The organism is Pseudomonas sp. BIGb0164, assembly GCF_024810135.1.
Lineage (GTDB): Bacteria > Pseudomonadota > Gammaproteobacteria > Pseudomonadales > Pseudomonadaceae > Aquipseudomonas.
Genome location: NZ_JANUEA010000011.1, coordinates 30,189 through 44,232, shown reverse-complemented (window position 1 = coordinate 44,232; position 14,044 = coordinate 30,189). Strand labels below are relative to the sequence as shown.

Below are 14,044 nucleotides of genomic sequence, written 5' to 3'. Positions count from 1 at the left end.
GCAGGGATCAGGCCAAGGCCGGTTCTGACGTGATGGTTTGCAAATCAAGCCGTTGCGGGGAAAGCGATGGCAGTAGGCCTGTTTTATTCTGCACGACGGCCCGTAAATGTCGCGGCGTTCTGCACGATTCAGACGCCGAAGCGGCTGCGGTAATCGCTGGGTGCCAGGCCGGTGATTTTCTTGAACGTGGCGCGGAACGCACTGGGGTCCTGATAACCCACGGTCCAGGCGATGTGGTCAATGGTGCCGTTGGTGAATTCGAGCATCTGCCGCGCCTTGCCCACCCGCAGGTGCTGGCAATATTCGGTGGGTTTGAGCCCTGTCGCGTTGCGAAAGCGCCGCAGGAAGGTGCGCTCTTCCAGCCCCGCTTCCTGCGCCATCGCGCTGACCGACACGTCCACCGCGCCGCTGGCTTGCAGCCAATGCTGCACCTTGAGAATCGCGGTGTCGCCATGCCCCAGAATCGGCGCGAAGTTGCTGCCGCACTGGCTGGCGCTGTCGCTGTGCTCGATCACCAGGAACCGCGCCGTACTGGCGGCGATACTCGGCCCCATCAAGCGATCAACCAGGCGCAGGCCGAGTTCAGACCAGGCCATCAGCCCGGCCGTGGTGATCAAGTCGCCGTCATCAACGATTGGCTTGTCGGCTTCCAGGCGCACGGCCGGGTAACGCAGGGCAAAGGATTTGGCCGAGGACCAATGGGTGGTGGCGCTGCGCCCATCCAACAGGCCACTGCGCGCCAGCATGATCGAACCGATGCACACGCCACCCAGCACGGTACCTGCGGCATGCCTTTGACGAAGCCACTCCAGCAGAGCGGGTGGCGCTTGTTCTTCAGTGAATTCGCCGATGGAGGGCGGCACCAGCACGGCCATCATGGCTTGGTCTGGCCCAGGGTGGCTGTCGAACACGCGGGCCGGCGTGCCGGTGGCGTCTACCTGCCAATGGCTGACGCGCAACAATGGCAGTTGCGAGGATTGATGCTCGGCAGCGATCCGATTGGCGACGCCGAACAGGTCCGTCAGGCCGTGTACCGCAGCCAATTGCGCGCCCTGGTAGATCAACACACCCAGCTCAACAACCGCCATTGTCAGTTTTCCCCCTGTTATTGTCGGTGCGGCCAATCCCGGGTGCGGGCGCCAGCTAAGATACTAAGCCCCATCAACCCATCACGAGGCAACACACATGGCCAAGCAAGCGCTCATCCTAATCGATATCCAGAACGACTACTTCCCTCAGGGCAAGTGGCCGCTCGACGGCGTTGAAGCCGCGGCCGACAAGGCTGCGCAGGTGCTCCAGGCTTTTCGCCAGGCGGGGGATGCGGTGATTCATGTGCGCCATGAGTTCACCTCCGATGACGCGCCCTTTTTTGCCCCGGGCTCCGAAGGTGCGCACTTGCACCCCAAGGTGCTGAACGAAGGCAGCGAGCCGGTGGTGCTCAAACATTTCGTGAATGCGTTTCGTGAAACCAACCTGCGCAGCCTGCTGGAACAGCGCAGCATCACCGACGTGGTCGTCGTCGGCAGCATGAGCCACATGTGCATCGACGCCGTGGTGCGAGCAGCGGCGGATCTTGGCTACAAGGTCACGGTGATTCATGACGCGTGTGCCACCCGTGACCTGGAATTCAACGGGCAGGTGATTCCAGCGGCGCAGGCGCACGCAGCTTATATGGCGTCGCTGGGGTTTGCGTACGCAGACGTGCTGTCAGCGGATGAGTACTTGAAAGCGCAAGCGGCGGCGGCATGACCGCCACTTGCCGGCCAGGTATCAGCGGGTCGCAATGATGAACAGGCGCGGGAATGGCAGCAGTACGGTGCCATCGCTCAGGGCTGGATAAGCTTGGGTGATCCGCGCCTTGTATTCCTGTAGGAAGGCGGCTTTTTCGCTATCGGTCAACGGTGCAAGGAAGGGCCTCAGGGCCGAGGCCTTGAACCATTCCACGACCGCCCCGTGATCGGCCAACGGATGCTGGTAGGTGGTGCGCCACACATCGACGGTGCTGCAGTGTTTGCTCAGTAGCTCGTAGTAGTAGCTCGCCGCATGCCGTTCGTTGTGCTTGACCGCGCCGATCTTCGCAGACCACGGGCCGTCGGCTGCCACTTCACGGGCCAGGCGGTGTGCAGGTTCGTCGAGATTGTCCGGGGTTTGTACCGCCAGCGTGCCACCGGGGGTGAGCTGGTGGACCAAATGTGGATAAAGCGTGGCGTGGTCCGGCAGCCATTGCAGCGAGGCGTTTGCCAGTATCACGTCGTAGTGTTGCGCAGGGTTCCAGGCGCCAATATCCGCCAGTTCAAAGGCCAGTTCGGGTAGGCGCTTGCGTGCATCGACCAACATGTCATCGGAGCTGTCCATGCCAGTGACGTGGGCCTGTGGATAACGCTCGGCCAACACTTCGGTGGAGTTTCCCGGCCCGCACCCCAGGTCGACGGCGTTGCGCACTTCGGTATTCGGGATAGCCGCGACCAGGTCACGGACGGGACGGGTGCGCTGTTGTTCGAACATCGTGTACTGCTTGGCAGACCAGGTCATCAGGGCTTTCCTTCTTTATGAGGTTGGTTACAGCCTAAATCTTGTGAGCCATGAGAACAAATGCCAGGATTGGAGCACTCCCATACCTGGAAAGTATGACTATGTTGGAACTCCGCCAGCTCAAAGCCTTTGTCGCGATTGCCGAAGAAGGTTATATCACCCGCGCCGCCGAACGCCTGGGCATGCAGCAGCCGCCGTTGACGCGCCTGTTGCAAAGCCTTGAGGCGGAGTTGGGGGTGATCTTGATGGAGCGCCTGCCCAGAGGCGTGCGCCCCACCACTGCCGGGCTGGCGTTGCTGGATGAGGCGCGGGAGCTGCTCGCCAGGGCTGAAGGCATCGCCGACGTGGTGCGCCGTGCCGCACGGGGTGAGCGCGGGCGCCTGGCCATCGGCTTTACGAGTTCGGCGGCCTTGCACCCTTTTGTGCCGAGTGTGTTGCGGTTGTTTCGCGAAACCTTTGTCGGCGTCTCTGTGGTGCTGGAGGAAGCCGGTACTGGCGAACTGCTGGACGCGCTGGAGCACGAGAAGCTCGACGCGGCGCTTATTCGCTCGCCGCTGAGCGGCACTCAATCGCTGCAGGATGAACCGATCCTGGTGGAGCCCATGTTGCTGGCGCTGCCCACCGACCATCCGCTGGCACTCGATGCGGACTCTCCCCTGCCCTTGAAGGCCCTGGCGACCGAATCCTTTGTGCTCTATCGCCGTCGAGTGGGATTGGGGTTGTACGACGCAATCCTGGTGGCCTGCCGCGAGGCCGGGTTCAGCCCCCAGGTGGTCCAGGAAGCGCCGCGCATGACTGCGACACTCAGTTTGGTGGCGGCAGGCCTGGGCGTGTCCATCGTGCCGGCCTCCATGCAGCGGCTGCGTGGCGACGGCATCGTTTATCGAGCGCTGACGGAATGCCAGAGCCTGGTGGCGCCGCTGCATTTGGCAACACGGATCGGCGATGGCTCGGCGGTATTGCAACGGTTCAAGGAGATGGTGGTAACGGCCGCGTCGACGGATGCCTGATCACGGGCCATAAAAAACCCCCGGCGCTTTCGCGGTCGGGGGCTTTGGTGTTGCGGGTCTTAGACCTTAGAACGGGATATCGTCATCAAAGCTGTCGAAATCCGGAGCCGGTTGCGGAGCGGCCTGCTGTGGCGCTGGACGCGACTCACGCTGTGGCTGCTGGCTTGGCTGTGGACGCGACTGCTGTGGACGTGGTGCCGAGTTGGACATGCCGCCCTGGCCCTGTTGGTCGCCCTGTGGACGGCCGCCCAGCAGTTGCATGGTGCCTTGCATGTCGACCACGATTTCAGTGGTGTAACGCTTGATACCGTCTTTTTCCCACTCGCGGGTCTGCAGCTTGCCTTCGATGTAGACCTGCGAACCTTTGCGCAGGTATTCACCGGCGATCTCGGCGACCTTGCCGAACATCGACACACGGTGCCATTCGGTTTTCTCGACCTTCTGGCCGGTCTGCTTGTCGGTCCACTGTTCGCTGGTCGCCAGACTCAGGTTGGTCACGGCGTTACCGTTAGGCAAGTAGCGAACTTCGGGATCCTGGCCGCAAGTACCGACCAATATGACTTTGTTAACCCCACGGGCCATAACGTTCTCCTAGGCTGGGCGCGCTGTCGGCACTGGGTTGACCAGTTGCTCGAGCGTCGCGCGATCCAATAATTCGGTGTCCAATTTGATGTAGATGGCGGCTTCTTCGGCGATCACTACCGCATCTGTTACCCCAACAACGGCCTTAAGGCGCTCTACCAGGCCGGCTTCACGAATTGCTTCGGGCGACAAAGGCAGGCGCAGGCTTGTGACGTATGGCGGTTCGCGCATGGTAACAGCAAAGGCTAACCAAAGTGCAGCCAGCCCGGCGCATCCCAGGAAGACAACCGACAAACCGCCATGCTGGAACATCCAGCCACCCATGATGCCGCCCAACGCAGAGCCAAGGAACTGGCTGGTGGAATACACCCCCATTGCCGTGCCCTTGCCACCGGCCGGTGAAACTTTACTGATCAGCGAAGGCAACGAGGCTTCCAGCAGGTTGAACGCGGTGAAGAACACCACCGTACCGATCACCAGCGCCCGCAGGCTGTCGCCGAACTGCCAGAAGAATAGCTCAGTGAGCATCAGCGTCGCGACGGCGCCGAGCAGCACTTGTTTCATCTTGCGTTTTTTCTCGCCATAGATGATGAACGGGATCATGGCGAAGAACGAAATCAGCAGCGCGGTGAGGTAGACCCACCAGTGCTGTTCCTTGGGCAGGCCGGCTTTTTCGACCAGCGCCAGGGGCAAGGCAACGAAGCTGCACATCAGCATCGCGTGCAACACGAAGATACCTAAATCCAGGCGCAGCAGGTCCGGATGCTTGAGCGTCGGCAGCAACGCCTTGCGCGCCACACCGGACTCGCGGTGCTGCAAGGTGCCGGTAGAACGCGGCACCATGAAGGCCACAATCACGATGCCGAACAATGCCATGCCGCCCGTTGCGAGAAACAGACCGTGCAAGCCGAACGCACGGGTGAGCAAGGGGCCGACCACCATGGCCACGGCGAACGACAGGCCGATGGTCATGCCGATCATGGCCATGGCCTTGGTGCGGTGTTGTTCACGGGTGAGGTCCGACAGCAAGGCCATGACGGCAGCAGAAATCGCGCCGGCACCTTGCAGGACGCGGCCGGCAATCACGCCCCAAATAGAATCTGACTGAGCGGCCAGCACGCTGCCTAGGGCAAAGACGATCAATCCCAGATAGATCACCGGGCGGCGGCCGATACGGTCGGAAATGATCCCGAAGGGGATCTGGAAAATAGCCTGGGTCAGGCCATAGGCGCCAATCGCCAAGCCGATCAATGCGGGGGTCGCGCCTGCGAGGTCCATCCCATAAGTCGCCAGCACCGGCAACACCATGAACATGCCAAGCATACGGAAGGCGAACACCAGGGCCAGACCGCTTGCTGCTCGGGTCTCGCCGCTACTCATGCGTTCGCTGTGGGGATCGTGCATGGAAAAACCTCGTGTGAACCGGCGGCGATTCTACCAGTCCCATCGATTGAGAGGGTATATGCGGCGCTTTGCCGCGCAGCTTTCATGTAAGGCTGCAAGCGGCCTTTTGACAGTGTATATTCATCCAGTCTTTAGCCGTATACTCCAGCATTATTTACGCCCGCCGAGCGAGGCCATCTTGGACAAGATCCTGATTCGTGGGGCTAGAACCCACAACCTGAAGAACATCGACCTGACCCTGCCCCGGGACAAACTGATCGTCATCACCGGCTTGTCCGGGTCCGGCAAATCGTCCCTGGCGTTCGACACGCTGTACGCCGAAGGCCAGCGTCGTTACGTGGAATCGCTGTCGGCCTACGCCCGCCAGTTCCTATCGATGATGGAAAAACCCGACGTCGATACCATCGAAGGCCTGTCGCCGGCGATTTCCATCGAGCAGAAATCGACCTCCCACAACCCGCGCTCCACCGTGGGCACCATCACCGAAATCTACGACTACCTGCGCCTGCTGTATGCGCGAGTCGGTATTCCGCGCTGCCCCGACCACGACATTCCCCTGGAAGCCCAGACCGTCAGCCAGATGGTCGACCTGGTGCTGGCCCAGCCGGAAGGCGCCAAGCTGATGTTGTTGGCACCGGTGATCCGTGAGCGCAAGGGTGAACACCTCTCCGTCTTCGAAGAACTGCGCGCCCAAGGCTTTGTGCGCGCACGCATCAACGGCAAGCTGTATGAGCTGGATGAAGCGCCGAAGCTCGACAAACAGAAGAAGCATTCGATCGACGTGGTGGTCGACCGCTTCAAGGTACGGGCGGACTTGCAGCAGCGCCTGGCGGAGTCCTTCGAGACCGCGTTGAAGCTGGCGGACGGCATTGCCCTCGTGGCGCCGATGGATGACGAGCCGGGTGAAGAAATCATCTTCTCCGCACGCTTTGCCTGCCCGATCTGCGGCCACGCCATCAGCGAGCTGGAACCCAAGCTGTTTTCCTTCAACAACCCGGCCGGCGCCTGCCCGACCTGCGATGGCCTGGGGGTCAAGCAGTTCTTCGACATCAAGCGCCTGGTTAACGGCGAATTGACGCTGGCGGAGGGGGCGATACGCGGCTGGGACAGGCGTAACGTCTACTACTTCCAGATGCTCGGGTCGTTGGCGGCCCACTATAAGTTCAGCCTGGAAGTGCCGTTCAACCAACTGCCAGCCGAACAGCAGAAAGTCATCCTGCATGGCAGCGGTTCGCAGAACGTCGATTTCAAATACCTGAACGACCGTGGCGACATCGTCAAGCGGTCCCACCCGTTCGAAGGCATCGTGCCGAACCTGGAACGTCGCTATCGCGAGACTGAATCGGCGAGCGTGCGTGAAGAATTGGCGAAGTTCCTCAGCACCCAGCCCTGCCCGGATTGCCGCGGTACGCGCCTGCGTCGCGAGGCTCGCCATGTGTGGGTCGGTGAAAAGACGTTGCCGGCTGTCACCAGCCTGCCGATCGGCGATGCCTGCGAGTACTTCGGTGTGCTCAAGCTGACGGGACGCCGTGGCGAGATTGCCGACAAGATTCTCAAGGAGATTCGCGAGCGGCTGCAGTTCCTGGTCAACGTAGGCCTGGACTACCTGTCGCTGGATCGCAGTGCCGATACCTTGTCGGGCGGCGAAGCCCAGCGGATTCGCCTGGCCAGCCAGATTGGTGCCGGCCTTGTCGGCGTGCTGTACATCCTCGACGAGCCTTCGATCGGCTTGCACCAGCGAGACAACGACCGCCTGTTGGGCACGTTGAAACACCTGCGCGATATCGGCAACACGGTGATCGTGGTCGAGCACGATGAGGACGCGATCCGCCTGGCCGATTACGTAGTCGATATCGGCCCAGGTGCGGGCGTGCACGGTGGGCACATTGTGGCCGAGGGCACGCCGGCCGAGGTCATGGCTCACCCCGATTCGCTGACCGGCAAATACCTGTCTGGCCGAGTGAAGATTGAAGTCCCGGCCAAGCGTACACCGCGCAACAAGAAGCTGGCGCTGCACCTCAAGGGCGCGCGTGGCAACAACCTGCGCAATGTCGACCTGGAGATTCCGCTGGGCCTGCTGACGTGTGTGACCGGGGTTTCCGGCTCGGGCAAGTCGACGCTGATCAACAACACGCTGTTCCCGTTGAGTGCCACCGCCTTGAACGGTGCGACCACCCTGGAAGCGGCGGCACACGACAGCATCAAGGGCCTGGAGCACTTGGACAAAGTGGTCGATATCGACCAGAGCCCGATTGGCCGCACACCGCGCTCCAACCCGGCGACCTACACCGGCTTGTTTACGCCGATTCGCGAGTTGTTCGCGGGTGTGCCGGAATCCCGCTCACGAGGCTACGGGCCAGGTCGGTTCTCGTTCAACGTCAAGGGCGGCCGCTGTGAGGCGTGCCAGGGCGATGGCTTGATCAAGGTGGAGATGCACTTCCTGCCGGACATCTACGTGCCGTGCGACGTGTGCAAGAGCAAGCGCTACAACCGCGAGACCCTGGAGATCAAGTACAAGGGCAAGAGCATCCACGAGACCCTCGAAATGACCATCGAGGAAGCCCGGGAGTTCTTCGATGCGGTACCGGCACTGGCGCGCAAGCTGCAGACATTGATGGACGTGGGCTTGTCGTATATCAAGCTGGGTCAATCGGCGACCACGTTGTCCGGTGGTGAGGCGCAGCGGGTGAAACTGTCCCGCGAGCTGTCCAAGCGCGATACCGGCAAGACCTTGTATATCCTTGATGAACCAACCACCGGCCTGCACTTCGCGGATATCCAGCAACTGCTGGACGTACTGCACCGTCTGCGCGATCACGGCAACACGGTGGTGGTGATCGAGCACAACCTGGATGTGATCAAGACGGCCGACTGGCTGGTCGACCTGGGGCCGGAAGGCGGCTCCAAGGGTGGCCAGATCATCGCGGTGGGTACGCCGGAGCAGGTCAGCGAAATGCCGCAATCCCATACTGGTTACTACTTGAAACCATTGCTGGCGCGTGACCGGGCCTGATCCCTCGGGCCCAATAAAAAGCCCCTGTCACCTCGCGGTGACAGGGGCTTTTTTGTATCTGGGAACTAGAACTGCGATTGCAGGTAGTTCTCCAGGCCAACCAGCTTGATCAGACCCAGCTGCTTTTCCAGCCAGTAGGTGTGATCTTCTTCGGTGTCGTTCAACTGCACGCGAAGGATCTCACGAGTGACGAAGTCGCTGTGCTTCTCGCAGAGCTCGATGCCCTTGCAGAGCGCGGCACGCACCTTGTACTCAAGGCGCAGGTCGGCTGCGAGCATGTCAGGTACCGTGGTGCCCACGTCCAAGTCATCCGGACGCATGCGTGGCGTGCCTTCGAGCATCAGGATGCGGCGCATCAGCGCGTCGGCGTGCTGTGCCTCTTCTTCCATCTCGTGGTTGATACGTTCGTAGAGCTCGGTAAAGCCCCAGTCTTCGTACATGCGCGAGTGGATGAAATATTGGTCACGCGCTGCCAGTTCGCCCGTCAGCAACGTGTTGAGGTAATCGATTACGTCGGGGTGACCTTGCATCGCCCTACATCTCCCTGCTTGAAAGTCTGTAGTTTGAACCATGATGACTCGGAGGTCACGGGACAAACGGCAGAAAAGTGAAGATTTTCAGAGAAAAGTAGCTGATTTAACGCAAAAACCGCCCAAATGAGGGCGGTTCTGCTTATCGTTTAGAGTCAGTTAAGCGATACACCCAGTGCCTTTGCGATTGCTTCTCCATAAGCCGGGTCTGCCTTGTAGAAGTGCCCCAACTGACGCTGGACCACATCACTGGAAACCCCGCCCATGGCGCCGGCGATATTGTTGACGAGTAATGCTTTCTGCTCGTCGTTCATCAGGCGGAACAGCGCACCGGCGTGGCTGTAGTAGTCCGTGTCTTCGCGGTGATCGTAACGATCGGCGGCGCCACTCAGGGCCAGCGCTGGCTCTGCGTACTGAGGCGCCTGCTTCGGTGCGTCGCTGTAGCTGTTCGGCTCATAGTTTGGCGCTGAGCCGCCGTTGCTGCCGAAGGCCATCGAACCGTCGCGCTGATAGCTGTTCACCGGGCTGCGTGGGGCATTCACCGGCAATTGCTGGTGGTTGGTACCCACACGGTAGCGGTGCGCATCTGCGTAGGCGAATACGCGGCCTTGCAGCATGCGGTCTGGCGACAAGCCAACACCTGGAACCATGTTGCTTGGGCCAAAGGCTGCTTGCTCCACTTCAGCGAAGTAGTTTTGCGGGTTGCGGTTGAGTTCCAGTTCACCGACTTCAATCAGCGGGAACTCTTTCTGCGACCAAGTCTTGGTCACGTCAAACGGGTTCTCGTAGTGAGCGTTGGCCTGGGCTTCAGTCATGATCTGGATGCAGACGCGCCATTTCGGGAAATCACCGCGCTCGATCGCACCGAACAGATCGCGCTGGGCGTAGTCAGGGTCGGTACCGGCAAGGCGTGCGGCTTCTGCAGGCGCCAGGTTCTTGATGCCTTGCTTCGTCTTGTAGTGCCACTTCACCCAGTGACGCTCACCATTGGCGTTAATCAGGCTGTAGGTGTGGCTACCAAAGCCGTGCATGTGACGGTAGCCATCAGGGATGCCACGGTCGGAAAACAGAATGGTGACCTGGTGCAGCGCCTCAGGTGAGTGCGACCAGAAGTCCCACATCATTTGGGCGCTTTTCAGGTTGCTTTGCGGCAGGCGTTTCTGAGTGTGGATGAAGTCAGGGAACTTCAGCGGGTCACGGATGAAAAACACCGGGGTGTTGTTACCCACGATGTCCCAGTTGCCTTCTTCAGTATAGAACTTCAAGGCGAAACCGCGTGGATCGCGCTCAGTGTCAGCCGAACCGCGTTCGCCCCCTACGGTGGAGAAACGCAGGAAGGTCGGGGTTTGCTTACCAACGGATTCGAACAACTTGGCGCTGGTGTATTTCGTGATGTCCTGGGTGACCGTGAAAGTACCATAGGCGCCTGAGCCCTTGGCGTGCACACGGCGCTCAGGGATGTTCTCGCGGTTGAAGTGAGCGAGCTTCTCGATCAGGTGAAAATCGTCGAGCAGCAGCGGGCCGCGTGGGCCGGCGGAACGGGAATTCTGGTTGTCCGCAACGGGGGCGCCGCTGGCGGTGGTAAGGATTTTATTCTGGCTCATGCTCAATTTTCCTCAGGTCGGACTTGGAACTGCCGGCTAATCGGCTTGGAGGGAGTATTGATCATCAACATGACGTCTACAAATTCATTAAATTGCAGGCATCAATAGAAAATTTCTACCAAACTCCAATCAACCCATAGTGCCAAGCACTGACCGTGAAATCGTGAACACGCCGCACTTTTTATTACGCGCACAAAAAACCGGGCACTAGGCCCGGTTCTTCGTTACAGCTTGTCGTCTTACTCGGCGCTTACAGCTTCGCCAGCAGTAGCACGATCAACCAACTCGACGTACGCCATAGGCGCGTTGTCGCCAGCGCGGAAACCGCACTTGAGGATGCGCAGGTAGCCACCCTCACGGGTAGCGTAACGCTTGCCCAGGTCGTTGAAGAGCTTACCAACGATAGCTTTCGAACGAGTACGGTCGAAAGCCAGACGGCGGTTAGCCAGGCTGTCTGTCTTAGCCAAAGTAATCAGCGGCTCAGCAACGCGGCGCAGTTCTTTAGCTTTCGGCAGTGTAGTTTTGATCAGCTCGTGCTCGAACAGCGACACCGCCATGTTTTGGAACATGGCCTTGCGGTGCGAGCTGGTACGGCTCAGGTGACGACCACTTTTACGATGACGCATGGTTCATTCCTTACCAAACTCACGTTCGGTGATTACGACGATCAGGCAGTCGCCTTGTCGTCCTTCTTAAGACTTGCAGGCGGCCAGTTGTCGAGGCGCATGCCGAGGGACAGACCGCGGGAGGCCAGAACGTCCTTGATTTCAGTCAAGGATTTCTTGCCCAGGTTCGGAGTCTTCAACAGTTCTACTTCGGTACGCTGAATCAGGTCGCCGATGTAGTAAATGTTTTCCGCCTTAAGGCAGTTAGCCGAACGTACAGTCAGTTCCAGATCGTCAACCGGGCGAAGCAGGATCGGATCGATCTCGTCTTCCTGCTCGATTACCACTGGTTCGCTGTCACCTTTGAGGTCGACGAACGCAGCCAACTGCTGTTGCAGGATGGTTGCAGCGCGGCGGATAGCCTCTTCAGGATCCAGAGTACCGTTGGTTTCCAGATCAATAACCAGCTTGTCCAGGTTAGTACGCTGTTCGACACGGGCGTTTTCCACCACGTATGCGATACGGCGAACCGGGCTGAACGAAGAGTCAAGCTGCAAACGACCAATGCTGCGGCTTTCGTCTTCATCGCTCTGACGCGAGTCGGCCGGTTCATAACCACGACCACGAGCTACGGTGAGCTTCATGTTCAGGGCGCCGTTAGACGCCAGGTTAGCGATTACGTGATCGGGGTTAACGATCTCGACATCATGATCCAGCTGAATATCGGCAGCGGTAACCACCCCCGAACCCTTCTTCGACAAGGTCAGCGTAACTTCGTCACGGCCGTGCAGCTTGATAGCCAGACCTTTAAGGTTCAACAGGATTTCAATTACGTCTTCCTGTACACCTTCGATGGCGCTGTACTCGTGGAGCACACCGTCAATCTCGGCCTCGACTACTGCACAGCCGGGCATTGAGGACAACAGGATGCGGCGCAGCGCGTTGCCCAGGGTGTGGCCAAAACCACGCTCGAGAGGCTCGAGAGTGATCTTGGCGCGGGTTGGACTGACAACCTGCACATCAATGTGGCGGGGTGTCAGGAACTCATTTACCGAAATCTGCATGGATGCACCTATTTTCTAGCCCTTACTTGGAGTAGAGCTCGACAATCAGGCTTTCGTTGATGTCGGCGGACAGATCACTGCGAGCAGGAACGTTCTTGAAAACGCCCGACTTCTTCTCAGTGTCTACTTCTACCCATTCTACGCGGCCACGTTGGGCACACAGATCGAGAGCTTGGACAATGCGAAGTTGGTTTTTTGCTTTCTCGCGAACTGCAACCACGTCACCAGCACGAACCTGGTAGGACGGAACGTTTACGGTCTGACCGTTAACGCTGATCGACTTGTGCGATACCAGCTGACGGGATTCGGCACGAGTAGAACCAAAGCCCATACGGTATACAACGTTGTCCAGACGGCATTCGAGCAGTTGCAGCAGGTTTTCACCGGTTGCACCTTTCTTGCCAGCAGCTTCTTTGTAGTAGCCGCTGAATTGACGCTCGAGAACGCCGTAGATACGACGGACCTTCTGCTTTTCACGCAGTTGGGTGCCGTAGTCGGACTGGCGACCGCGGCGTTGGCCGTGGATACCAGGTGCTGCTTCGATGTTGCACTTCGATTCGATCGCGCGCACGCCGCTCTTCAGGAAGAGATCGGTGCCTTCGCGACGAGCGAGTTTGCATTTTGGACCAATGTAACGAGCCATTCTTTACAATCTCCTGGATTACACGCGGCGCTTCTTCGGCGGACGGCACCCGTTGTGCGGGATTGGCGTCACGTCGGTGATGCTGGCGATCTTATAGCCACAGCCGTTCAAAGCACGGACAGCAGACTCACGACCTGGACCTGGACCTTTGACGTTAACGTCGAGGTTTTTCAGGCCGTATTCCAGCGCAGCTTGACCAGCACGTTCAGCAGCTACTTGAGCAGCGAACGGAGTGGACTTGCGGGAACCGCGGAAACCCGAACCACCAGAGGTAGCCCAAGACAGCGCGTTACCTTGACGGTCGGTGATGGTCACGATGGTGTTGTTAAAAGAAGCATGGATGTGGGCGATGCCATCAACCACTGTCTTTTTAACTTTTTTACGAGGACGAGCAGCAGGTTTTGCCATGATAATTTTCCTGTCGATTCGCTGGGGCGATTACTTGCGGATCGGCTTACGCGGACCTTTACGGGTACGCGCGTTAGTCTTGGTACGCTGACCGCGTACTGGAAGACCACGACGATGACGCAGACCGCGATAGCAACCGAGGTCCATCAAACGCTTGATTTTCATGTTGATTTCGCGACGCAGGTCACCTTCAGTGGTGAACTTCGCCACTTCGCCACGCAGCTGTTCAATCTGCTCGTCGCTCAGATCCTTGATCTTAGCGGCTGGGTTTACCCCAGCAACTGCGCAAATTTTCTGCGCAGTAGTGCGACCAACACCATAGATGTAGGTCAGCGAGATAACAGTGTGCTTGTTATCTGGAATGTTAACGCCTGCAATACGGGCCATTCAGTGGGACTCCAATTGACAGCTACCTACGCCCCGGAAGCCAAGAAATAGGGCGCGAGATAATATCGCTGTAATAACAAATAATCAACCCGGCAGCGCACTAGCTGCCGGGCTTCAAGCGGATCACACTCAGCCTTGGCGCTGTTTGTGACGCGGTTCCGCGCTGCAAATTACTCGAACAACACCTTCGCGGCGAATAATCTTGCAGTTACGGCACAGCTTTTTCACCGATGCACGAACTTTCATCACCAACTCCTCGAAC

Annotated in this window: 15 protein-coding genes; 3 read left to right on the top strand and 12 right to left on the bottom strand. The window is 59.1% G+C overall.

The window, feature by feature from the left end; genetic code table 11:
• Positions 1-128: 128 nt before the first annotated feature.
• The gene (locus tag M2394_RS25845) at positions 129-1,088 is read right to left on the bottom strand and encodes a GlxA family transcriptional regulator (RefSeq protein ID WP_259175059.1); all 960 of its coding nucleotides are present in this window, start codon (positions 1,086-1,088) and stop codon (positions 129-131) included.
• Between the two features lie 97 nt (positions 1,089-1,185).
• Between M2394_RS25845 and M2394_RS25840 the strand changes: the two genes are divergently transcribed.
• Positions 1,186-1,749, top strand: coding sequence for a cysteine hydrolase family protein (locus M2394_RS25840; RefSeq protein ID WP_259175058.1), 564 nt, complete (start codon positions 1,186-1,188; stop codon positions 1,747-1,749).
• Between the two features lie 21 nt (positions 1,750-1,770).
• Here the strand turns inward: M2394_RS25840 and tam are convergent, their stop codons facing one another.
• Entirely contained in the window at positions 1,771-2,532 is a 762-nt protein-coding gene (gene tam, locus M2394_RS25835; protein ID WP_259175057.1) for a trans-aconitate 2-methyltransferase, read from the bottom strand.
• A gap of 101 nt (positions 2,533-2,633) precedes the next feature.
• On the opposite strand from tam, the gene M2394_RS25830 reads away from it, so the two are divergent.
• Positions 2,634-3,542 carry a LysR family transcriptional regulator gene (locus tag M2394_RS25830; protein ID WP_259175056.1) on the top strand — a complete coding sequence of 303 codons (909 nt, stop codon included), beginning with the start codon at positions 2,634-2,636 and terminating at the stop codon, positions 3,540-3,542.
• 66 nt (positions 3,543-3,608) lie between these two features.
• On the opposite strand, the gene M2394_RS25825 is transcribed toward M2394_RS25830, so the two are convergent.
• Positions 3,609-4,124 (bottom strand): single-stranded DNA-binding protein, encoded by a 516-nt coding sequence (locus M2394_RS25825; RefSeq protein ID WP_003232445.1) that lies wholly within the window; start codon positions 4,122-4,124, stop codon positions 3,609-3,611.
• A 9-nt stretch (positions 4,125-4,133) separates the two neighbouring features.
• Complete coding sequence (locus tag M2394_RS25820) at positions 4,134-5,528, bottom strand: MFS transporter (protein WP_178924243.1); 1,395 nt, start codon at positions 5,526-5,528, stop codon at positions 4,134-4,136.
• A 178-nt stretch (positions 5,529-5,706) separates the two neighbouring features.
• On the opposite strand from M2394_RS25820, the gene uvrA reads away from it, so the two are divergent.
• Positions 5,707-8,541, top strand: coding sequence for an excinuclease ABC subunit UvrA (gene uvrA / locus M2394_RS25815; RefSeq protein ID WP_178924241.1), 2,835 nt, complete (start codon positions 5,707-5,709; stop codon positions 8,539-8,541).
• 65 nt (positions 8,542-8,606) lie between these two features.
• Here uvrA and bfr read toward each other — a convergent pair whose 3' ends face one another.
• From bfr to rpmJ, 8 genes are all read right to left on the bottom strand, one after another.
• Positions 8,607-9,071, bottom strand: coding sequence for a bacterioferritin (gene bfr / locus M2394_RS25810; protein ID WP_176999254.1), 465 nt, complete (start codon positions 9,069-9,071; stop codon positions 8,607-8,609).
• Between the two features lie 155 nt (positions 9,072-9,226).
• A complete protein-coding gene (locus M2394_RS25805) occupies positions 9,227-10,675 on the bottom strand; it encodes a catalase (RefSeq protein WP_259175055.1) in 1,449 nt (482 codons plus the stop codon).
• Between the two features lie 239 nt (positions 10,676-10,914).
• Positions 10,915-11,301, bottom strand: a complete 387-nt coding sequence (gene rplQ, locus M2394_RS25800; RefSeq protein ID WP_003176402.1) for a 50S ribosomal protein L17 — start codon at positions 11,299-11,301, stop codon at positions 10,915-10,917.
• A gap of 41 nt (positions 11,302-11,342) precedes the next feature.
• Positions 11,343-12,344: a DNA-directed RNA polymerase subunit alpha gene (locus M2394_RS25795; RefSeq protein ID WP_003176403.1), complete on the bottom strand. Its 1,002-nt coding sequence runs from the start codon at positions 12,342-12,344 to the stop codon at positions 11,343-11,345.
• A gap of 22 nt (positions 12,345-12,366) precedes the next feature.
• Positions 12,367-12,987, bottom strand: a complete 621-nt coding sequence (gene rpsD, locus M2394_RS25790) for a 30S ribosomal protein S4 (RefSeq protein ID WP_003176404.1) — start codon at positions 12,985-12,987, stop codon at positions 12,367-12,369.
• Between the two features lie 18 nt (positions 12,988-13,005).
• Positions 13,006-13,395 carry a 30S ribosomal protein S11 gene (gene rpsK / locus M2394_RS25785; RefSeq protein WP_002555466.1) on the bottom strand — a complete coding sequence of 130 codons (390 nt, stop codon included), beginning with the start codon at positions 13,393-13,395 and terminating at the stop codon, positions 13,006-13,008.
• A 30-nt stretch (positions 13,396-13,425) separates the two neighbouring features.
• Positions 13,426-13,782, bottom strand: a complete 357-nt coding sequence (gene rpsM, locus M2394_RS25780) for a 30S ribosomal protein S13 (RefSeq protein WP_003194635.1) — start codon at positions 13,780-13,782, stop codon at positions 13,426-13,428.
• A gap of 129 nt (positions 13,783-13,911) precedes the next feature.
• Positions 13,912-14,028 carry a 50S ribosomal protein L36 gene (gene rpmJ / locus M2394_RS25775; RefSeq protein WP_002555468.1) on the bottom strand — a complete coding sequence of 39 codons (117 nt, stop codon included), beginning with the start codon at positions 14,026-14,028 and terminating at the stop codon, positions 13,912-13,914.
• Positions 14,029-14,044 lie beyond the last annotated feature (16 nt).